The following is an 18,837-nucleotide window of genomic DNA, read 5'->3' as shown; positions in this document are numbered from 1 at the left end:
GATTCGCCCCCAGAATCACACCCAGGGACGGGCCTGACTGGCGTGATCCTCGAACTTGTCGATGTGATGATCTTTTTCCATCGTCAGCCCGATATCGTCTAGACCATTCAGCAGGCAGTGCTTGCGGTGAGGATCGATTTCGAAATCGATCACGATGCCGTCCGATGTGGTGATCTGCTGATCTTCCAGATGTACGGTCATGCGGGCGTTTTCGCCTTTATGCGCATCATCCATCAGGATCGCGTGGTGTTCTGCCCCGACAACGATCGGCAGAATGCCGTTCTTGAAACAGTTGTTGAAGAAGATGTCGGCAAAACTGGTCGAGATCACGACCTTGATGCCGAAATCCTTGATCGCCCAGGGCGCGTGTTCGCGCGAGGACCCACAGCCGAAGTTGTCGCCTGCAACCAGAATCTCGGCCTCGCGATAGGCGGGCTTGTTCAGGACGAATTCTTCATTCTCCTGACCGTCATCGTGATAACGCATCTCGTCGAACAGAACGATGCCCAGGCCGGACCGTTTGATGGTTTTCAGGTGCACTTTCGGGATGATCATATCGGTGTCGATATTGATCAGCGGCATTGGGGCGGCCACCCCGTGGACTTTTTCAAACTTATCCATGTTCACACTCCTGCGGGAGAGGGCCGCGCCCAGGCCCCGCGTTAAGCTTGTTTCGTTTCTTTTGGAGCGTCCTTGACGAAGAACGCCATGAAGACAAGGCCGAGCCCGTTAAAGATCATTTCGATCCCCAGCAGGATGCCCAGCAATTGCAGCAGCACCGAAGGATCCATCGCGGCAAAGCGCCAGATCAGGATCGCCAGAACAATTGACATGATGCCCGAGACCAGCGTCGCCCAGAAATACTGTGTTCCGCGCATCTGGAACGATAGGATCACTCGGGCAATGCCGCCAGCCATGAACAGGATCAGGCAGACGGTTGCCAGCGTCAGCGTTCCTTGCAGTGGGTGATCCAGAAAGGACCAGCCCAGAAACAGCATCACGACACCCATGATAAATGACAGTATCTTGTTGCCGGTCCCTTCGACTGTGAAGCCGCCAACAACCTGCAATGCGCCAGAAATCAGCAGCAATACACCTGTGACCACCGTCACGGTAATTGATGCCACGACCGGTGCGCCCAGCACAAAGATGCCGAACATGATGGACAGAAGTCCAAGCAATAGCCATTTTGTCCAGTCACTCATGTCTTCAATCCCTCAAATATCCAGTTATGAGGGCAGCTTACATCATTTCACGGACGTCTGTCAGCCGTCCTGTGATTGCCGCTGCGGCGGCCATTGCCGGGCTCAGCAGGTGGGTACGCCCGCCCCGGCCTTGACGGCCTTCGAAGTTGCGGTTCGAAGTCGCGGCGCAGCGTTCACCCGGTTGCAACTGGTCGGGATTCATCGCCAGACACATCGAACATCCTGCCAGACGCCATTCGAAACCGGCTTCTTTGAAGATATCCGCCAGACCTTCTTCTTCGGCCTGCGCGCGGACCAGACCCGAGCCCGGAACGACCATGGCGCGTATGCCGTCCTTGATCTTTTTGCCCTTCAGAATCTCGGCGGCAGCACGCAGGTCCTCGATCCGGCCGTTGGTGCACGAGCCGATAAAGACAGTGTCGATCTCAACTTCGCTCAGCTTCTGACCGACCTTCAGCCCCATGTATTCAATGGAGCGGCGGGCCGCGTCGACTTTGCCACCTTCGAAATCTTCGGGGTTCGGGACGGTTGCGGTGATCGGCAGAACGTCCTCGGGGCTGGTGCCCCAGGTCACGACCGGCGCGATGTCTTCGCCGCGCAGGGTGATGACCTTGTCGAAATGCGCGCCTTCATCAGTAAAGAGCGTTTTCCACCATGTCAGAGCCGCTTCCCACTGCGCGCCTTTCGGCGCGTGCGGGCGGCCTTTGACGTAGTCGAACGTTGTTTCATCCGGCGCGATCAGACCGGCACGAGCACCGCCTTCGATTGCCATGTTGCAGACGGTCATGCGACCTTCCATCGACAGATCACGGATTGCTTCACCGCAATACTCGATGACATAGCCGGTACCGCCAGCGGTGCCGGTCTCACCGATTACGGCCAGAGTGATGTCCTTAGCGGTCACGCCCGGTTGCAACTTACCGGTGATTTCCACCTTCATGTTCTTGGACTTCTTCTGGATCAGCGTTTGCGTTGCCAGAACATGCTCAACCTCAGACGTACCAATACCGTGAGCCAGCGCGCCGAATGCACCATGGGTCGCTGTGTGGCTGTCGCCGCAGACAACGGTCATACCCGGCAGGGTCCAGCCCTGTTCCGGGCCAACGATGTGGACAATGCCCTGGCGCACGTCATTCACCGGGTAGTAGTGAATGCCGAAATCCTTGGCGTTCTTGTCCAGCGCTTCGACCTGAATGCGCGATTCCGGGTTTTCGATCCCGTTCACGCGGTCCGGCGTGGTCGGCACGTTGTGGTCCGGTACGGCGATGGTCTTTTCCGGCGCGCGCACCTTGCGGCCTGCCATGCGCAGCCCTTCAAAAGCCTGTGGGCTGGTGACTTCGTGCACCAGATGGCGGTCGATATAAAGCAGGCAGGTTCCATCATCGGCTTCGTGCGCGACATGGGCATCCCAGATCTTGTCATAGAGTGTCTTGGGGGACATCGGTCCTCTCCCGTATGTAATGAGAAATAGCTGGCGAGTTGGCTCAGGCGACGGATAGGCGCGCCAGAACCGTGCGGGCAGCGCCAAAGAACCGTTCACGCAAGCGCGCGCGATCTTCCAGATTCTGAAGTTGGGCCACATTGAGTCTCATGCGGTTCAGATATACCGCGCCCTTCCGGCAATCAAGGTTCAAAACCGGTGTCAGGCTTGCATCACTCCGCATTGCTGTTCAAGCTGGCCCGCAGGAGACGTGCATGAACCAAGACCTGATCCCAAGTACGCTGACTGACCTCTATAACAACATGGTTGCGGCTTTTTCCGCGCAATTTGCAAAGCTGCTTGATCTGATCGTCACGCCGGGCTGGCGACAATATCAACTGCTCATCATCCTGTTGCTGTGGGCGCTGGCTTTGCTGCTGAAATTCCTGACCCAGTCTAGATGGGATGCCTGGGCCCGTTCACGCACGGGATGGCCGAAATGGCGGCTCCGGGTTCTGGTACAGTTGATGCGGCGGTTGGCGCTGGTCTACTTCATCCTGCTTTCGTGGGCATTGTATCTGATCATGCAGCAGCTCACCTGGCCGTCGCGCAGCTATATCATCGGGGTGATAGCTACGCTGGCGGCGGCATGGCTGGCAATAGCACTGGTCGCGAGACTGGTCCAAAACCGCACGCTTCGCCGGATTTTCAAGTGGGCAATGTGGATCTACGCAACGCTAGTCGCGCTGAATCTGACAGATGATGTCGCGGGTTTTCTTGACGGAGTGGCGATTTCCATCGGGGACCTGCATATTTCGGCCCTTGGTATTCTCAAAGCCACATTGCTGATTGGCATCCTGCTGACACTGGCCCGTATCGGCACGCGCGCAGCCGAACGCGCATTGCAAAGCAATGACGACATAACCCCGTCCATGCAGGTGCTATTGTCAAAAGGCATACAGGTCCTGCTTTACGGGGCAGTCTTTATGGCTGCGATCCGAACGTTAGGGTTCGATCTGACCGGCATCGCGCTTTTGTCCGGCGCCATCGGCGTGGGTATCGGGTTCGGTTTGCAAAAAGTGGTGTCGAACCTGATATCGGGGATCATCATCCTGATGGACCGCTCGATCAAGCCGGGCGATGTGATCTCGTTGGGGGATACGTTCGGTTGGATCAACTCGCTTGGCGCGCGATATGTGTCGGTCGTAACACGGGACGGGCGCGAGTACCTGATCCCAAACGAAGATCTGATTACCAACCAGGTGGTGAACTGGTCGCATTCCGACCGGTTCGTGAGATTGGATCTGGATTTTGGTACCAGCTATGACGACGATCCGCATAAAGTGCGCGCAACCGCAATCATGGCGGTAAAGGCGGTTGCCCGGGTCCTGAGCGGCGGCAAACATGAACCGGTTTGCCACATCACCGGATTTGGTGACAGCAGCGTGGACTATGTGCTGAGGTTCTGGATCAGCGACCCGACAAAGGGGCTGACCAATATCCGGGGCAACGTCTATCTGGCGCTTTGGGACGCATTCAAGGAAGAAGGCATCTCGATCCCCTTCCCGCAGCGCGAAGTCCGGCTGTTGTCGGACGGCGCAACTGCGCAACAGATCATCACAGAGTAAGCGTCTGTGGACGCCCTGCAGCGTGCATTCATTGAAATGTTGCATTCCCCTTGCTACCTAATTAGTACCCCGGCGCCGGGGTTTCGCGGCGCGCAGCAAAGGAGGACTATGTCCTGTCTCTACATACACAGGCGGGTTTGCCCGCCGATGATGGGGTCAACATAATGGCCCACTCTCAGTCAATCAGCGACAAGCTGCTTGAACGAATCCTTTCCTCACTTTCCGATGACAAGGCCGAAGACGTCGTGCAGATCAACCTGCAGGGCAAATCATCGGTTGCGGATCACATGGTGATTGCCTCGGGTCGGTCGACCCGTCAGGTTTCGGCCATGGCGGAAAAGCTGACGGATCGCATCAAGCAGGAATTCGGTTTCACCTCGAAGGTCGAAGGCAAGGACACCGGCGACTGGGTGCTGATCGATACGGGCGACGTCATCGTCCATATCTTCCGCCCCGAAGTGCGTGAATTCTATCAGCTGGAAAAGATGTGGCTGCCTCAGGGCGGCAGCGCCTCGGCGAACTGAGGCGCCATCCCGGCCTGCATTAACAGGCCGGAGGCGAGAGAGATATGCGTATCAGCATAGTTGCGGTCGGGCGATTGCGCGCCGGACCCGAGAAGACACTGCTTGACGATTACCTGACCCGTTTTGACCGGACCGGCCGTGCGCTGGGCCTTGGGCCTGCGCAGGTGATCGAGGTTGAAGATAAGAAAAACGCAGGCATGGCAGCCGAGGCCGCGCTGCTACGCAAGGCCCTACCCAAAGGGGCAGTGTTGTGCACGCTGGATGAACGGGGGCGGGTCATGTCCTCGCCCGATTTCGCGAAGAAGCTGGGTGATTGGCGCGACGCGGGTCGGCAGGACCTGGCATTTGTTATCGGTGGCGCGGATGGAATCGACCCAGTTTTGCGGGCCGAGGCGGATTTTTCCATTTCATTCGGGTCGATGGTCTGGCCCCATATGCTGGTCCGTGTGATGCTGGCCGAGCAACTTTACCGGGCCGCGACCATTCTGTCAGGTGGCCCCTACCACCGGGTCTGACATGGCGCAGCTTCTGATCGTTTATCACTCTCGCACAGGCGGTGCCCGGCAGATGGCCGAAGCGGCGGCCGAAGCAGCGCGAGGTGAGGCTGACACAAAGCTTATTCCAGCCAATCAAGCCGGGCCGGAAGATCTGCTGGCTGCCGATGGCTACATCTTTTGCGCGCCAGAAAATCTGGCGGCAATTTCGGGTCTGATGAAGGAATTCTTCGACCGCTGCTACTACCCGGTGCTGGGAAGACTAGAAGGCCGACCCTATGTGCAGATGATTTGCGCAGGATCAGATGGCGAAAACGCCGCCCGTCAGATCGCACGGATAGCCACCGGTTGGCGATTGAAAGCTGTTCAGCCTCCGCTGATCATTTGCACCCATGCGCAATCGCCCGAGGCCATATTGGCCGAAAAGACAATCCCGCAAGACCAGCTGGATCAATGCCGCGAGACAGGAGCCGCTTTGGGTGCGGGTCTGGCCATAGGTATTTTCTGAGGGTCAATCCAGTTTGACAACCGTGGTGCCTCCATTCCATCCATCGACGATGCACCGTGCCTGAATTTGCACCTGGTTCTGGCCTTTTGGAATGACCACCCCACCCAAAGAGCGGGTAAAGGGTTGTTCGGTTTCGTGTGGATGGACCAGCACGCGCATTCCCAATTCGTTTCCATCCATATCCTGAACACGCCAGCCGTCGGCGTAATGATCCCAACCCGTATCGGAATGCCGGATCGTTACATCGAACCGCCATGTATCGCCGTTCGCACTAGTGCGGACCTGCTCGATTGTTGGCGGGTCGGCAAGGGCAGGGCCGGCCATTAAGGCACAGAGAATAAAGTATCGCATCGCACCAGTGTAGCCAGTGAGGTAGCGCATCGGTATCACGTATCCGTGCTGGCGGCTCGGGCCATCAGTATTTCCCGGGAATGTGAGGCGAACTCGCGCCGATACAAGACGCCAAACGTGACCGCTGTGCCCAAAATGAGCGCGACAGGTCCAAGAAACCACGCCAGCGATGCCAATGCAAAATAGGTGGCGCGCAGGCCACGGTTGAAGCTGCGCGCTGCGGTGACACAGATCTCGGCCGCCTGACCGGCGCGGGGATAGGTTTGCGGGTCTTCGGGGTCATTGGGAACTGCAGCCATCAACACGGCGCAATACCCGAAAAGGCGGTGCGCCCACACATATTTCAGAAATGCGTTGGCCAGCAGCAATACGACGAAAAGGATCTTGATCTCCCAGACCATTGCCGGAACACTGCCGATGGCAAGGTCGATTGCGACGCCTGCCAGTCTTTCAGTGTTGCCCAGCAGGGCCAGCCCGCCCCCGATGGCAATCATCGTGGTCGACGCGAAAAATGTACTGCCCTGCCGCATGGCCGCCACGACTTGCGCGTCGAACATGCGCGGTTGGCGGGTCACCATCTCGCGCATCCAGTCGCGCCGGTAATCGTCCATCATGAGGGCTACGGATTGTCTCTGCGGCGACGGATGTTCGATTTTCCACCCGATCCACAGCCACGCACCCAGCAGCAGAAGCAGTGATGCATAGTCCAAAGGGGCAAAAAGAGCGGCGCGTTCGATCCAGGTCATGGCCGCGACAGTAAGGCCGGGCATGGGAACTTGCCAGAGTAAGAAATTGGTAATATTATTTTACCAAAAGGAGTGATGCCATGGAGATGCCAAAGCCAAGCCCGGATGTTCTGAGCCGGAAATCTGCGCTTGTTGCGCGGCTGTCGCGGGTTCTGCCCGAAGATGCGATCATCCATGACCCCGCCGAAACCCGCGCTTACGAGTGTGACGCTTTGACAGCCTATAAATGCCCGCCGATGCTGGCCGTGCTGCCGTCAAGCACACAGCAGGTTTCGGACGTTCTGCGCATTTGTCATGACGAAAACGTGCCTGTGGTGCCGCGCGGCGCGGGCACTTCATTGGCCGGTGGAGCCTTGCCCACGGCGGATTGCGTCATTCTGGGCGTCGCACGGATGAATGAGGTGTTGGAAATCGACTACGACAACCGCTTCATCAGAGTACAGACGGGTCGCACCAATCTGAGCGTTACCGGCGCGGTCGAAGAGGAGGATTTCTTCTACGCCCCTGATCCGTCTTCGCAGCTGGCCTGTGCCATTGCTGGCAATATCGCGATGAACTCAGGCGGTGCGCATTGCCTCAAATATGGGGTGACAACAAACAACCTCTTGGGCGTGACCATGGTCATGATGGACGGCAGCGTTGTCGAAATTGGTGGTGCGCATCTGGATGCACCAGGTCTGGACCTGTTGGGCGTCATCTGTGGGTCCGAAGGTCAACTGGGAGTGGTGACCGAGGCCACGTTGCGTATTCTTCGCAAGCCCGAAGGCGCACGACCGGTTCTGATGGGTTTCAATGACAATGAGGTTGCGGGGCAGTGTGTCTCGGACATCATCAAATCGGGCATATTGCCGGTTGCGATCGAGTTCATGGATACCCTGTGCATCAGGGCCTGCGAAAACTTTGCCCATGCCGGTTATCCCGATTGCCATGCGCTGCTGATCGTCGAAGTGGAGGGGTCTGACGCTGAAATCGATTATCAGCTTTCGAAAATCATCGAGATAGCCAAACGCCATGACCCCGTTGAATTGCGCGAAAGCCAGTCGGCCGAGGAAAGCGCCAAGATCTGGTTGGGTCGGAAATCTGCATTCGGTGCCATGGGACAATTGAACGATTATATGTGTCTGGATGGGACGATCCCGGTGTCAGCCCTACCAACCGTTCTGCGCCGCATCGGAGAACTGAGTGAAGAGTTTGGGTTGCCGGTCGGAAATGTGTTCCACGCAGGCGACGGAAATATGCATCCGCTGATCCTGTTCGATGCCAACAAACCCGGCGATCTGGAAAAATGCGAAGCTTTCGGGGCAGAGATTCTGAAGCTGTGTGTTGACGAGGGCGGCTGTTTGACTGGGGAGCATGGTGTGGGGATCGAAAAGCGGGATCTGATGTCTCATCAATATTCACCTGCCGACCTTGAGGCGCAGATGGCGGTTAAGGACGTTTTCGATCCCAAATGGCTGCTGAACGCGGCCAAAGTGTTTCCGCTCGACGTGTCGGAGCCGCGGCGAATGGCAGCAGAATAAGGGGGCGCTGCCCCCTTGCCCCCGGAGTATTTTTGAAAAGATGAAGCCAATGAGACCTGAGACTGAGGCCGATCTGGCAAAGCTGGTGGCCGGGTTGGAAAACCCTGTACGCATTGTCGGAGGCGGGACGCGTGGAATTGTCGGTCCGCATGCAGAAATCGAAACCGGAGCTTTGCGCGGTATCACGCTATATGAACCCGGGGCGCTGACCCTTGTTGCACGGGCAGGGACGCCTTTGGCAGAGATCACGGCGGCGCTGGAAGCAGAGGGCCAGCACCTCGCATTTGAGCCGATGGACCATCGCGGTTTGCTGGGAACACAGGGTGAACCGACCATTGGCGGTGTCGTCGCGGCCAATATTTCGGGCCCTCGACGGATTCAGGCCGGGGCCTGCCGGGACTTTCTGCTGGGGGTGCGCTATGTCGATGGGCGCGGGCAGGTGATCAAGAACGGTGGCCGCGTCATGAAGAACGTCACCGGGTACGATCTGGTCAAATTGATGGGCGGGTCCTGGGGTACTTTAGGGGTTTTGACCGAGGTCTCGCTGAAGGTGCTGCCCAAACCGGAACGGGCGGCAACATTATCTGTTGCGGTTCGGGATGCTGGTACTGCGGTTCGGGTGTTGTCCGCTGCACTGAGATCGCCGTTCGAGGTAACCGGGGCTGCGTATGATCCCGACGCCGGGAAAGCCCTGCTTAGGGTCGAAGACTTCACGGATGCGGTCGCATATCGTACAGGCAGGTTGACGGCTGAACTGTCCCGGTTTGGTGAGATTTCAGAGGAAGCGGATGCAGACACGCTTTGGGCTGGTATCCGCGATGCTCATCCGTTTCAGGGGCAGGACGGGGATGTCTGGCGGCTTTCCGTAAAACCCGGAGATGCGGCCGAAGTTTCAGCGCGTGCTGAAGCGGATCAGTTGCTTTTTGACTGGGGCGGCGGGCTTGTCTGGCTGCGCGTCCCGAAAGGTACGGATCTGCGCGCGCGGCTTGATGTGTTTTCCGGCCACGCGACACTTGTGCGAGCGGATGCAGAAACGGTCGCGCGACTGGGGCGCTTTCAACCAGAGAACGCGGCCGTCTCGACCCTGACAAATGGATTGCGCGCGAAGTTTGACCCACGTGGTTTGTTCAATCCGGGACTGATGGGATAGGTTTATGCAGACATCATTCACAGAACGGCAGTTGCAAGACCCGGCAACCAAACGCGCGAACGAAATTCTGCGAAATTGCGTCCATTGTGGATTCTGCACGGCAACATGTCCGACCTATCAGGTTCTTGGCGACGAGTTGGACAGCCCGCGCGGGCGCATCTATCTGATCAAGGATATGCTCGAAAACGAGCGGCAGCCCGACGAAAAGACGGTCAAACATATCGACCGGTGCCTGTCCTGCCTGGCTTGCATGACCACTTGCCCATCAGGTGTGCACTACATGCATCTGGTCGATCACGCGCGTGAATATATCGAGGCGAATTACAAGCGCCCTTTGACGGATCGCATTTTGCGTTGGGTTCTGGCGCGGATCCTGCCCTATCCGATGCGCTTTCGCTGGGCCTTGATCGGGGCTAAACTGGGTCGCCCGTTCCGGTTCTTGATGCCAGATGCCCGGTTGCGTGCCATGCTGGACATGGCGCCAATGAACATTCCACCGGTCAGCCGCAACGATGATCCACAAAACTTTGCGCCCGAAGGCGAGCGGAAAAAGCGGGTGGCCCTGATGACGGGATGCGCGCAGAAAGCGCTGAATACCGACATTAATGACGCCACGATCCGTCTGCTGACCCGGCTTGGATGTGAGGTTGTGGTGGCTGATGGTGCTGGATGTTGTGGAGCACTGACCCATCACATGGGCAAAGTGAAAGACAGCCATGCAGCCGCAATCGCCAATATCAGGGCCTGGATTCGCGAGATGGACGGCGACGGATTGGACGCCATCGTGATCAATACCTCGGGCTGTGGGACGACGGTCAAGGATTACGGGCATATGTTCCGAAACGATACGCTCTCGGATGATGCTGCGCGGGTCTCGGGTATTGCGATGGATATCAGTGAGCTGGTTATGCAGCTGAATTTGCCCGAAGGGTGTGATCAGGACCTTACAGTTGCGTATCACGCAGCCTGTTCACTGCAACATGGGCAGAAGATCAAGACCTATCCCAAAGACCTGCTGAAACGTGCCGGGTTCAAAGTGGTCGAGCCCGCCGACAGCCATTTGTGCTGCGGTAGCGCAGGGACTTACAACCTGATGCAGCCGGAAATCTCGGGTCAGTTGAAGCAGCGTAAAATCAGGACACTTGAGGTCAAGAAACCTGATATCATCGCAGCAGGCAATATCGGCTGCATGATGCAGATCGGGTCCGGCACCCAAGTGCCAGTCGTTCATACGGTCGAGCTGCTGGATTGGGCGACAGGGGGGCCAAAGCCACCCGCCTTGCAACGGGCAGAGGGCGCTGTTCCCATATTGCGATGAGCCGCCCTGATGCCGACCCGCATCATTTCCTCAGGAAATTCCCCTGTACACCGATCGCCCTATTTTCGCCCAACGGGGCACGTACGACAAAAGCTTCAGAGTGAGTCTCCGGAGACCCGAGTGCGCAACTGGATTAAGGCGATTGTGCTTTGTGCTTTGCCGATGGCGGCTACAGCACGGGACACCAGGCTGGAAAGCCTGGAGACCTCGGATTCCGGGCGCGAATGGATGGCTGTCGGGCGTCTGGATATTGCCGGAAAAGGGTTTTGCACCGGAACGCTTGTGTCGCCGACCCTTGTGCTGACAGCTGCGCACTGCCTGTTCGACAAGGTGTCCGGGCAGCGGGTGAACCCGTCCGATATCGAATTTCTGGCCGGGTGGCGGCTGGGCCGCGCTCTGGCTTATCGAACGGCAAGACAAGCTGTAATTCACCCGGATTATCAATTCAGTGCCGAGTCGTCGACGGACCGTGTCGGCGCGGATGTCGCCCTGATCGAGCTTTGGCAGCCGATCCGCAACACATCGGTCATTCCGTTTGAATCAGGAGATCAGCCCCGCCGGGGTGCGGAGGTGGGTGTGGTGTCATATGCGCATGACCGGTCGGAAGCACCTTCGTTGCAACAGGTTTGTTCGGTCATGAACCGGCAGGCAGGCGTTATGATCATGTCCTGCGACGTCGATTTCGGATCTTCAGGGGCACCGGTTTTTTCCTTTACAGGCGCGCGCCCTCAAATCGTGTCGGTTGTGGCGGCAAAGGCCAGCATGGATGGCCAGAGCGTTGCGATTGGCACTGCGGTTGAACATTCGCTGCAACTGCTGCGCGACGAGCTGTCTGCCGGGCATGGATTTGGATTGTCGACCTCCGGTTCAAGTACCGGCAAGAACGTCGGTGCAAGGTTTGTCAGGCCATGACCAAGGTCTTATTAATTTTGCTTTTGGGCCTGAGTGTTCTGGCGACCGCATCCCATGCGCAAGCCAACAAACGCAATCTGACAGACCGGGATGACCTTTATGGTTGGGAAGCAATCGGGCGGCTGGATGTGCGCGAAGAGTCCTATTGCACAGGTACGCTGATCGCGCAGGACATGGTGCTGACCGCTGCCCATTGTGCTGTGGACCGCCGTACCGGGGAAACATACGCGCCCAAAGACATCACGTTTCGTGCGGGTCTGAGCAACGGCAACGCGTTGGCCGAACGTCAGGTCACGCAGATTGCGGTTCTGCCCGGCTACGCTTCAAATAACCCGCTTTCGCACGAAGGTGTTCGGATGGATGTCGCCCTGATGCGGCTGAATGAGCCCATCCCGTATTCGATTGCCGATCCTTTCGTGTTGCACAGCGGGCGAGTTTCGGGAAACGAGATCAGCATAGCCTCGTATGGGCGCGGACGATCCGAGGCGATCACGCGCGAAAGGTCGTGCCGCGTATTGGATCGCAGGCAGGGCCTGATCACATTTGATTGCGACGTCACCTTCGGGTCTTCCGGATCCGCCATTCTGGTAAAAAACGGTTCGCGATGGCAGGTTTTGTCCGTGGTTTCAGCGGTAGGCACCAACGGTCGCAGAAAGGTGGGGTTCGGCATGGAGCTTGACGGAATAGTGGCCGAGCTCAAGTCCATCATGCGGCGCGATGCGCCAAAACCAACTGCTACGATCCGCCGGTTACAGGCTGGGTCCGGTGCGTCAGGGTCTGGCGCGAAATTCATCAGCTCCGGCGGGGGTTGAACTCGGTCAAATCGCTTCCCATGTCACTGATATCGGATCGCCACAACGGGGTCCGTCATCAACATTGGCCCGTCCAGCCGGAGGGCCAGATCGTGAATCGCTCAAAAATGAGGATATGACACATGCGTACATTTGATTTTGCACCGCTGCACCGCGCCACCATTGGCTTTGACCAGATCGCCGACATGATGGATCGCGTTCTGACCAATGATGTGGCACAGCCAAGCTATCCACCCTACAACATCGAAAAAACCGATGTCGACACTTACCGTATCTCGGTGGCCGTCGCCGGTTTTTCAGAAAGCGACCTGTCCGTTGAAGTGAAAGAAAACGCGCTGGTTGTTGCAGGTAAGAAGGCATCCGAGGACAAGAGCCGCAGCTATCTGCATCGCGGCATCGCAACCCGCGCGTTCGAGCGTCGCTTTGCGCTGGCCGATCACGTCCGTGTCACCGGTGCAAGCCATGAGAACGGAATGCTGAACATCGACCTGAAGCGCGAAGTGCCCGAGGCACTGAAACCGCGCCGGATCGAAATTACCTCGGCTAAAGCCATCGAAAAAGATGTGGTTGACGCCAAGGCCGTGAACTGAGGCTTTGAAAGCCTAGCGGCAGTCTCCTCCTCCCGGACTGCCGCAACACCCGCGCCCCGCGTTCCTCCAGACGCGGGGCGTTGTTTTTTTGATGAAAACGCATTTGCATATCTAAGCGTGGGCCCGGTAAACTCCGCTACACTAATCGCGAACCTGTGCTAGAACTTGCAGATGTCGACGACATCCACGCAGACTAGACCGGCTATTCCTCAACCGCTTGCGGTTGTTGGCGTTCTTTTCGCTTCAATTTGTTTCGGGCTTGTTCCCTATTTCAGCAGGGGGCTGACCGAGCAGGGCGTCGCACCTTTCGCGGTCGCATTCTACCGCTACATCGTTCCGGCGGTTTTGTTACTGCCAGTTCTCGTCGTACATCGAACAGCCTGGCGCGAGATTTGTTGGGGTCTTGCGGTCGGAGTGGTGATGGGGCTTGGCTGGATCGGATATGTCACAGCCCTAAAGACACTGCCCGCATCGACGGTGGGCGTGCTCTATATGACATATCCGGTTTTCACGTTGATCATTGCGTGGGCTTTGTTCGCCGATACTCCCACAAGGCGTGCGATTCTTGCTTCTGGTCTCATAATTCTGGCTGCCATCATAGCAGGCTCGCCAGCATCCGTTCCGGTCGAGCACATTCCTACGCTTTTAATCTCGCTGGCGGCGCCATTTGGTTTTGGCTTCGGGATTTCTGTTCTGGTCCACAGGTTGTCCCGAATTGCGCCACTTGCACGTATCGCCTCGGTGTCTCTGGGATCGGTACTTGGGCTTTTGCCTTTGATGCTGAATGCAGACGTTTCCACGCTGCTTCCTGAAGGTCAGTCCGATTGGGTTCTGATCATTGGAATTGGATTGGTCACGGCGCTTGTGCCGCAGCTTGTCTACACGATCTGTTCGCCGCTGATCGGCGCTTCTCAAACTGCGGTTGTCGGAAGCATTGAATTGCCCACGATGTTTGCAGTCGGGTTCTTTGCGTTTGGAGAAGCGATCACAACTGCGCAAGCCATAGCCTGTGCTTTGGTCTTAGGGGCGATTGCAATAACCAGAAGTCGGGTGACGCGCACCGTAACGACCGTGATAGCGAAAAACGAAAAGACGTAAGTTTGGGATCGTATCGAGCCCCATACGAAAAGTTCCTGCGATGCTTGCGCGTGGGGAATTCATGCTTGGTGAAATAAGTTTATTTCCCAGCCGCCACCGGTCCGTTTGACCCGAACAACGCCTCGCCTGCGGGCAGAATGGCCACCGCCCCAAGGCGATGGCCCGCCAGATCAGACCGACATGCAGACGTATTTCATCTCAAGATAGTCTTCCATGCCGTGATGGCTGCCTTCTCGGCCCAGACCGGATTGCTTGACGCCGCCGAACGGGCCTAGCTCAGTCGAGATGATGCCGGTGTTCACGCCGACAATGCCATATTCCAGCGCCTCGGCCACTTTGTAGACGCGGCTCAGGTCCTTTGCATAGAAATACGAGGCCAGTCCAAAGATCGTGTCATTCGCCATGGCGATCACGTCATCTTCATTCTCGAACTTGAACAGCGGTGCCAGCGGGCCAAAGGTTTCATCCTGCGCCACCATCATGTCCTGAGTCACGCCGGTCACAATGGTCGGCTGAAAGAACGTACCGCCCAGACCGTGAGGCAATCCGCCGGTCAGAACGGCGCCGCCCTTGTCCGTGACATCCCTGATATGCTCTTCCACCTTGGCGACCGCATCGGCATTGATCAGCGGGCCGGTTGTGGTGCCCTCAGTCAGACCGTCGCCGATTTTCAGGGCTTCAACTGCCGCTTTCAGTTTGGCAGCGAACGCGTCGTAAACACCGGCCTGTACATAGATGCGGTTGGCGCAGACACAGGTCTGGCCGTTATTGCGGAATTTGCACAGCATCGCGCCTTCGACGGCTGCATCCAGATCGGCGTCATCAAACACGATAAAGGGTGCATTGCCGCCCAGTTCCATCGAGCATTTCATGACCTGATCAGCAGCTTGCCGCAGCAGGATACGCCCCACCTCGGTCGAGCCGGTAAAGGTCAACTTGCGAACACCGGGGTTTTCGCAGAACTCCTTGCCGATCTCGCTGGCCTGGGATGAAGGCACCACGTTGAAGACACCAGCTGGCACGCCGGCTTGTTCCGCAAGAAGCGCCAGAACCAGCGCGGACAGTGGTGTTTCTGCCGCCGGGCGGGCAACAAAGGCACACCCCGCCGCCAGCGCCGGCCCTGCCTTGCGCGTGATCATGGCGTTTGGAAAGTTCCAGGGTGTGATCGAAGCCGCCACACCAATGGGCTGTTTCAGCACCATGATCCGCTTGTCGCGCTGATGTCCCGGGATGGTCTCGCCATACACTCGCTTGGCTTCTTCACCGAAAAACTCGATGAAGGACGCGCCATAGCCGATTTCGCCGATGGCCTCAGCCAGCGGTTTACCCTGTTCTGCGGTCAGGATCTTGCCCAGATCTTCGGCGTTCTCCATCATCAGGTCGAACCAGCGCCGCAGGATCACGGCACGTTCCTTGCCGGTCAGCTTGGCCCATTCCTTTTGCGCGGCTTCGGCCTGTGCGATTGCTCCGGCAACCTGCGCGCGGCTGACATCGGCCACTTTGGCCACCACATCGCCCCGGGCCGGGTTGGTCACGTCGAACGTTCCGTTGTCACCATCCACCCACTGACCGCCGATATAGGCTTTGGTTACAAGCAGGCCTGGGTTCTTCAGAATTGATTTTAGATCAGTCGTTGCGTCCAGCATGTCATTCTCCGCGCAGAAATTGAGTTGGCGCACCCAATCAGGTGTTGAAGGCTTTGTCTATGGCCACTGATACAGGTCGATCAGCCCAGTTTTGATCAAATTATTTTCGGACCTAATCGTTGCAGCATAGTCGCAGCGTTGAGTTCTACGTCAGGTTGCGATCACGCGGCTTTTCTTTCCACCCCAAGTTTGCCAGAGTTTGCGTGATTTTTGGACTCAAGGGGATGTAAATGACCGTAACATTTCCTATCTTATTGGGTAATTAAAGAAAAAAGGACAGCAGAGATGTCGAACCAGCAATTCGAAGCGCTCATCAAAGAAACGCAAACGAAAGTGCGCGAAAGCCAGTCGCAGATTGAGGGGCTGACCTCGCGCATCGAAGCGGCGCGGGCCAAGATTGGAACGGCCGAGGCCGATATCGACATCGAAAATGCCACGCTCGAGGATGTTCACGCCCACACTGAGGTGATGAACGCCAACATCGCCGAGCTGATCATGGGTCTGGACGATGTTACCAACGCGTTTTCCAAGGATTTCGACGAGATGCGCTCGAAAACCGGGTGGGAATCGTTTGTTGGCATCTTTTCCAAGGGAAAATCCGAGTCGCTGCGGCAAGAACGGATGCGCACGGCCAATATCGACGACAAGTTGCAGGATCTGATCGCCAAATCCGATGTGATCGTGAAGCTGCTGCAAGGGCAGCTGACCGTGCTGGAAGAACAACGCGTAAAGGTCGAGGACAACCTGACAGGCACGCTGGATGACCGTGAGGCAACCGTGGCCGAACTGGAAGCATTGCGGGCCGAGATTCAGGGCATGGACCCGGCGATTATCACGCTCGAAAACAAGATCAGCGTTGAACAGGACGCCGCCGCGCGCACCCAGCTGGAAACTCAGCTGGCCGAACTGAACAAGCAATACAACGCCAAGGTTCAGGAAGAGCAGGTCAAGTTGGCCAAGTCTCAGACACTGGAGCGTTATATCGAAAAGGGTAAGACCTGGGTCGATTCGCTCCAGAACCAGGCGGCGACGCAGATGGTGCTGATCAACAAGCTGCAGACAGACACGCAGCAGCGCGTGGTGCTGTATGACGCCCTGACAAAATCGCTGAAAACCGCGCAGCAGCAGGACGTGGCCCACCGCATCAACGAGATCGGTGTGCAGACGGATCAAGAGGCGCAGACGGCGATGGCCGCCATCGGCACCGCGACCAACCAGAAAATGGCCGACATGCTTGAGGCGCACGAGGACCACATGGTCTTTGCCCGTGACGTTCTTGAGAAAAAGGCCAAGGCGGATGAGCGGTTTGCGCGCCGGTTTGCCTCGATTGTCGAGAAGCATGATAAGAATTTGTATGGGGGATGAGTGCGTGCGTTATTCTGCGCGAGAAATCTCTCTAGCCGTATTGGCAGTTATAACGGTGGCCCTAACGATTGCGTTTGGCGTCGGGCTGATTGCAAATATCCCAACTCTAAGTGTGGTTGCGATTTGGACCATGCTACCCAGTCAGCTTCTGATTGCTTACTTTGTGAAATCCTCATCAGACGCTGCTGAGGGTTGGGGGGGCGAGTTTACATTTGGAAAAGCAATCTTCTCAAAAGCTCTCTGGCGAAAGTATAGAAAGGAGTGGGCATTGCCTTTTGCAGGTATGTTCCTAGGAGCTCCACTGTTTTTGCGGTGGGGGTTGCCGGTGAGCGGCGTTGTTGGGCTCTACCTCTTCATTTTTGTGGCTCAACTTGAAGACTGCAGGGCAAAAATTTCCGCTCGCGTATGCGCAAATGACTAACCCCAGCCAAGACCATGTCGGCTTGACTGACACCTTCGCCTCGCGTCGCTATTTCCGCAAATTTGAGGTGATCACTGTCCATCTTCTGCGTGTGGCCGCGACGATGGAGGCGGAGGGCGAAATCAGCAAGCAAGAGGTGCGGATCGTATCGCGCTACCTCTCGGGGTTGCTCTACACTTTCCGCGCGCTGTCGATGAAATACCTGCTGGTCGGGCGCGATACGGGGCGGTTCTTTGGCAGCCTTGCAATGGACAAGCGCGACAGCGGGTTTCCGGTGGCGGCCGAGTTGCTGACCATGGCCAATGACGCGCAGCAGGCGCAGGTGCATCTGGCGAATATGCCCTCGGAAGATGACCTGAAAACCGACATGGTCCGCACGATCATCGGCGACCGGGAAATCCCCACCAAACTGCAATTTGCGCTGTCACAAAGGCTCTATTATGAAGAGTTGCTGAAGGGTCAGCTGTTCTGGGCCCGCAACGATCCTGAGTGCCACTGGATCGGGAATGAGGGCGAGCGGCGCAAGTTCATGATCCACTGGGCGGTCTATGACAGCCAGATCAACCTGCCCGTCATCTATCTGATGCAGCTGGAGGACACAGGCAAAACCGCCCTGCCCAAGGACCAACGCCGCTGGCCTGAGGTGCAGGCTCACCTGATGGCGCAGTCTTTAGGCGGGCTGAAACTGGTGACCATCGCCAAGGGCTTTGATCAGGATTTCAACGACCTGCACCCCAAACACCTGCGACGTATTCACGTGGGGCCGATGTATTCTTCGGCCTTTACCGAACAATCCGGCCCCTTGCGGCAGGTGCTGGAGGATGCGCAATCTCCGCAAGGTCAGGATTGGGCGCTGGCCTGGACCACCGAAGAGTTGCACAGCGAAGAGGTCATCGAGGAACGCGCTGGCTGGTTTTCAACTGTCGAGCGTGAGGTTTTTGCGCTGGATCCTTTCGGCGGGCAGGGGGCCGAGACCGGGGCCACCCGCACCCAACGGTCGATCATCTTGCCACAGCGCCCGTTTCAGGTGCTGGCCGAACGCAACCCGCCGGGATTTGCAGATGTGCGCAAGTTCGTCGTCAGCAATGCGGGGCAGGTTTTGAGGTACTAATTTTCGCCTTCGGCGAGA

Annotated in this window: 21 protein-coding genes; 14 read left to right on the top strand and 7 right to left on the bottom strand. The window is 57.3% G+C overall.

Going from position 1 to position 18,837, the window contains the following annotated elements; genetic code table 11:
• Positions 1-15: 15 nt before the first annotated feature.
• Genes leuD through ACR0BK_RS15485 form a run of 4 tightly spaced genes read right to left on the bottom strand, consistent with a single transcriptional unit; the run spans position 16 to position 2,785 of the window.
• A complete protein-coding gene (leuD, locus tag ACR0BK_RS15500) occupies positions 16-621 on the bottom strand; it encodes a 3-isopropylmalate dehydratase small subunit (protein WP_480520086.1) in 606 nt (201 codons plus the stop codon).
• Positions 622-662: 41 nt separating this feature from the next.
• A complete protein-coding gene (locus tag ACR0BK_RS15495; RefSeq protein ID WP_480520084.1) occupies positions 663-1,205 on the bottom strand; it encodes an HdeD family acid-resistance protein in 543 nt (180 codons plus the stop codon).
• A gap of 37 nt (positions 1,206-1,242) precedes the next feature.
• Positions 1,243-2,646, bottom strand: coding sequence for a 3-isopropylmalate dehydratase large subunit (gene leuC / locus ACR0BK_RS15490; protein ID WP_480494511.1), 1,404 nt, complete (start codon positions 2,644-2,646; stop codon positions 1,243-1,245).
• Positions 2,647-2,689: 43 nt separating this feature from the next.
• Complete coding sequence (locus ACR0BK_RS15485; protein WP_245220657.1) at positions 2,690-2,785, bottom strand: isopropylmalate isomerase; 96 nt, start codon at positions 2,783-2,785, stop codon at positions 2,690-2,692.
• 115 nt (positions 2,786-2,900) lie between these two features.
• On the opposite strand from ACR0BK_RS15485, the gene ACR0BK_RS15480 reads away from it, so the two are divergent.
• From ACR0BK_RS15480 to ACR0BK_RS15465, 4 genes are all read left to right on the top strand, one after another.
• Positions 2,901-4,253: a mechanosensitive ion channel family protein gene (locus ACR0BK_RS15480; RefSeq protein ID WP_480555305.1), complete on the top strand. Its 1,353-nt coding sequence runs from the start codon at positions 2,901-2,903 to the stop codon at positions 4,251-4,253.
• 164 nt (positions 4,254-4,417) lie between these two features.
• Complete coding sequence (rsfS, locus tag ACR0BK_RS15475; RefSeq protein WP_209599225.1) at positions 4,418-4,777, top strand: ribosome silencing factor; 360 nt, start codon at positions 4,418-4,420, stop codon at positions 4,775-4,777.
• Between the two features lie 44 nt (positions 4,778-4,821).
• A complete protein-coding gene (rlmH, locus tag ACR0BK_RS15470) occupies positions 4,822-5,292 on the top strand; it encodes a 23S rRNA (pseudouridine(1915)-N(3))-methyltransferase RlmH (RefSeq protein ID WP_480520078.1) in 471 nt (156 codons plus the stop codon).
• Between the two features lies 1 nt (position 5,293).
• Positions 5,294-5,779 carry a flavodoxin family protein gene (locus ACR0BK_RS15465; RefSeq protein WP_480474704.1) on the top strand — a complete coding sequence of 162 codons (486 nt, stop codon included), beginning with the start codon at positions 5,294-5,296 and terminating at the stop codon, positions 5,777-5,779.
• Positions 5,780-5,782: 3 nt separating this feature from the next.
• On the opposite strand, the gene ACR0BK_RS15460 is transcribed toward ACR0BK_RS15465, so the two are convergent.
• Together ACR0BK_RS15460 and ACR0BK_RS15455 are read right to left on the bottom strand one after the other, a co-directional pair.
• Positions 5,783-6,130: a hypothetical protein gene (locus ACR0BK_RS15460; RefSeq protein ID WP_480555333.1), complete on the bottom strand. Its 348-nt coding sequence runs from the start codon at positions 6,128-6,130 to the stop codon at positions 5,783-5,785.
• Between the two features lie 35 nt (positions 6,131-6,165).
• Positions 6,166-6,876: a DUF599 domain-containing protein gene (locus tag ACR0BK_RS15455; protein WP_480476878.1), complete on the bottom strand. Its 711-nt coding sequence runs from the start codon at positions 6,874-6,876 to the stop codon at positions 6,166-6,168.
• Positions 6,877-6,956: 80 nt separating this feature from the next.
• Between ACR0BK_RS15455 and ACR0BK_RS15450 the strand changes: the two genes are divergently transcribed.
• The 7 genes from ACR0BK_RS15450 (at position 6,957) to ACR0BK_RS15420 (ending at position 14,276) form a co-directional block, all read left to right on the top strand.
• Positions 6,957-8,396 carry an FAD-linked oxidase C-terminal domain-containing protein gene (locus ACR0BK_RS15450; RefSeq protein ID WP_480555303.1) on the top strand — a complete coding sequence of 480 codons (1,440 nt, stop codon included), beginning with the start codon at positions 6,957-6,959 and terminating at the stop codon, positions 8,394-8,396.
• A 49-nt stretch (positions 8,397-8,445) separates the two neighbouring features.
• A complete protein-coding gene (locus ACR0BK_RS15445) occupies positions 8,446-9,546 on the top strand; it encodes an FAD-binding protein (protein ID WP_480555302.1) in 1,101 nt (366 codons plus the stop codon).
• A gap of 4 nt (positions 9,547-9,550) precedes the next feature.
• Complete coding sequence (glcF, locus tag ACR0BK_RS15440) at positions 9,551-10,864, top strand: glycolate oxidase subunit GlcF (RefSeq protein WP_480555301.1); 1,314 nt, start codon at positions 9,551-9,553, stop codon at positions 10,862-10,864.
• Positions 10,865-10,984: 120 nt separating this feature from the next.
• Positions 10,985-11,776 carry a trypsin-like serine peptidase gene (locus ACR0BK_RS15435; protein ID WP_480555300.1) on the top strand — a complete coding sequence of 264 codons (792 nt, stop codon included), beginning with the start codon at positions 10,985-10,987 and terminating at the stop codon, positions 11,774-11,776.
• Positions 11,773-12,588: a trypsin-like serine peptidase gene (locus tag ACR0BK_RS15430; protein WP_480555299.1), complete on the top strand. Its 816-nt coding sequence runs from the start codon at positions 11,773-11,775 to the stop codon at positions 12,586-12,588. The genes ACR0BK_RS15435 and ACR0BK_RS15430 overlap by 4 nt, the downstream gene beginning before the upstream one ends.
• A gap of 122 nt (positions 12,589-12,710) precedes the next feature.
• Positions 12,711-13,178: an Hsp20 family protein gene (locus ACR0BK_RS15425; RefSeq protein ID WP_480474711.1), complete on the top strand. Its 468-nt coding sequence runs from the start codon at positions 12,711-12,713 to the stop codon at positions 13,176-13,178.
• A gap of 171 nt (positions 13,179-13,349) precedes the next feature.
• Positions 13,350-14,276 (top strand): DMT family transporter, encoded by a 927-nt coding sequence (locus tag ACR0BK_RS15420; RefSeq protein ID WP_480520062.1) that lies wholly within the window; start codon positions 13,350-13,352, stop codon positions 14,274-14,276.
• A gap of 170 nt (positions 14,277-14,446) precedes the next feature.
• Here the strand turns inward: ACR0BK_RS15420 and ACR0BK_RS15415 are convergent, their stop codons facing one another.
• The gene (locus ACR0BK_RS15415; protein ID WP_480555298.1) at positions 14,447-15,922 is read right to left on the bottom strand and encodes an NAD-dependent succinate-semialdehyde dehydrogenase; all 1,476 of its coding nucleotides are present in this window, start codon (positions 15,920-15,922) and stop codon (positions 14,447-14,449) included.
• A 285-nt stretch (positions 15,923-16,207) separates the two neighbouring features.
• On the opposite strand from ACR0BK_RS15415, the gene ACR0BK_RS15410 reads away from it, so the two are divergent.
• The 3 genes from ACR0BK_RS15410 to ACR0BK_RS15400 are packed head-to-tail and all read left to right on the top strand — an operon-like array spanning position 16,208 to position 18,819.
• Positions 16,208-17,287, top strand: coding sequence for a coiled-coil domain-containing protein (locus ACR0BK_RS15410; RefSeq protein ID WP_267365200.1), 1,080 nt, complete (start codon positions 16,208-16,210; stop codon positions 17,285-17,287).
• A 4-nt stretch (positions 17,288-17,291) separates the two neighbouring features.
• On the top strand, positions 17,292-17,708 hold the full coding sequence (locus ACR0BK_RS15405) for a hypothetical protein (protein ID WP_480555297.1): 417 nt from the start codon (positions 17,292-17,294) through the stop codon (positions 17,706-17,708).
• Entirely contained in the window at positions 17,701-18,819 is a 1,119-nt protein-coding gene (locus tag ACR0BK_RS15400) for a hypothetical protein (RefSeq protein ID WP_480555296.1), read from the top strand. The genes ACR0BK_RS15405 and ACR0BK_RS15400 overlap by 8 nt, the downstream gene beginning before the upstream one ends.
• Positions 18,820-18,837 lie beyond the last annotated feature (18 nt).

Source organism: Ruegeria sp. AF1 (genome assembly GCF_056542125.1).
This window is presented reverse-complemented; position numbering and strand designations above follow the sequence as displayed.

What these genes read in the sequence shown, in the direction of transcription:
- ACR0BK_RS15430 (WP_480555299.1), top strand. Translation starts at nt 11,773, where the DNA reads ATGACCAAGGTCTTATTAATTTTGCTTTTGGGCCTGAGTGTTCTGGCG.
- ACR0BK_RS15400 (WP_480555296.1), top strand. Translation starts at nt 17,701, where the DNA reads ATGACTAACCCCAGCCAAGACCATGTCGGCTTGACTGACACCTTCGCC.
- ACR0BK_RS15460 (WP_480555333.1), bottom strand. Translation starts at nt 6,130, where the DNA reads ATGCGATACTTTATTCTCTGTGCCTTAATGGCCGGCCCTGCCCTTGCC.
- ACR0BK_RS15465 (WP_480474704.1), top strand. Translation starts at nt 5,294, where the DNA reads ATGGCGCAGCTTCTGATCGTTTATCACTCTCGCACAGGCGGTGCCCGG.
- leuD (WP_480520086.1), bottom strand. Translation starts at nt 621, where the DNA reads ATGGATAAGTTTGAAAAAGTCCACGGGGTGGCCGCCCCAATGCCGCTG.
- ACR0BK_RS15425 (WP_480474711.1), top strand. Translation starts at nt 12,711, where the DNA reads ATGCGTACATTTGATTTTGCACCGCTGCACCGCGCCACCATTGGCTTT.
- leuC (WP_480494511.1), bottom strand. Translation starts at nt 2,646, where the DNA reads ATGTCCCCCAAGACACTCTATGACAAGATCTGGGATGCCCATGTCGCG.
- glcF (WP_480555301.1), top strand. Translation starts at nt 9,551, where the DNA reads ATGCAGACATCATTCACAGAACGGCAGTTGCAAGACCCGGCAACCAAA.
- ACR0BK_RS15420 (WP_480520062.1), top strand. Translation starts at nt 13,350, where the DNA reads ATGTCGACGACATCCACGCAGACTAGACCGGCTATTCCTCAACCGCTT.
- ACR0BK_RS15480 (WP_480555305.1), top strand. Translation starts at nt 2,901, where the DNA reads ATGAACCAAGACCTGATCCCAAGTACGCTGACTGACCTCTATAACAAC.
- ACR0BK_RS15415 (WP_480555298.1), bottom strand. Translation starts at nt 15,922, where the DNA reads ATGCTGGACGCAACGACTGATCTAAAATCAATTCTGAAGAACCCAGGC.
- ACR0BK_RS15450 (WP_480555303.1), top strand. Translation starts at nt 6,957, where the DNA reads ATGGAGATGCCAAAGCCAAGCCCGGATGTTCTGAGCCGGAAATCTGCG.
- rlmH (WP_480520078.1), top strand. Translation starts at nt 4,822, where the DNA reads ATGCGTATCAGCATAGTTGCGGTCGGGCGATTGCGCGCCGGACCCGAG.
- ACR0BK_RS15410 (WP_267365200.1), top strand. Translation starts at nt 16,208, where the DNA reads ATGTCGAACCAGCAATTCGAAGCGCTCATCAAAGAAACGCAAACGAAA.
- ACR0BK_RS15445 (WP_480555302.1), top strand. Translation starts at nt 8,446, where the DNA reads ATGAGACCTGAGACTGAGGCCGATCTGGCAAAGCTGGTGGCCGGGTTG.
- rsfS (WP_209599225.1), top strand. Translation starts at nt 4,418, where the DNA reads ATGGCCCACTCTCAGTCAATCAGCGACAAGCTGCTTGAACGAATCCTT.
- ACR0BK_RS15455 (WP_480476878.1), bottom strand. Translation starts at nt 6,876, where the DNA reads ATGACCTGGATCGAACGCGCCGCTCTTTTTGCCCCTTTGGACTATGCA.
- ACR0BK_RS15495 (WP_480520084.1), bottom strand. Translation starts at nt 1,205, where the DNA reads ATGAGTGACTGGACAAAATGGCTATTGCTTGGACTTCTGTCCATCATG.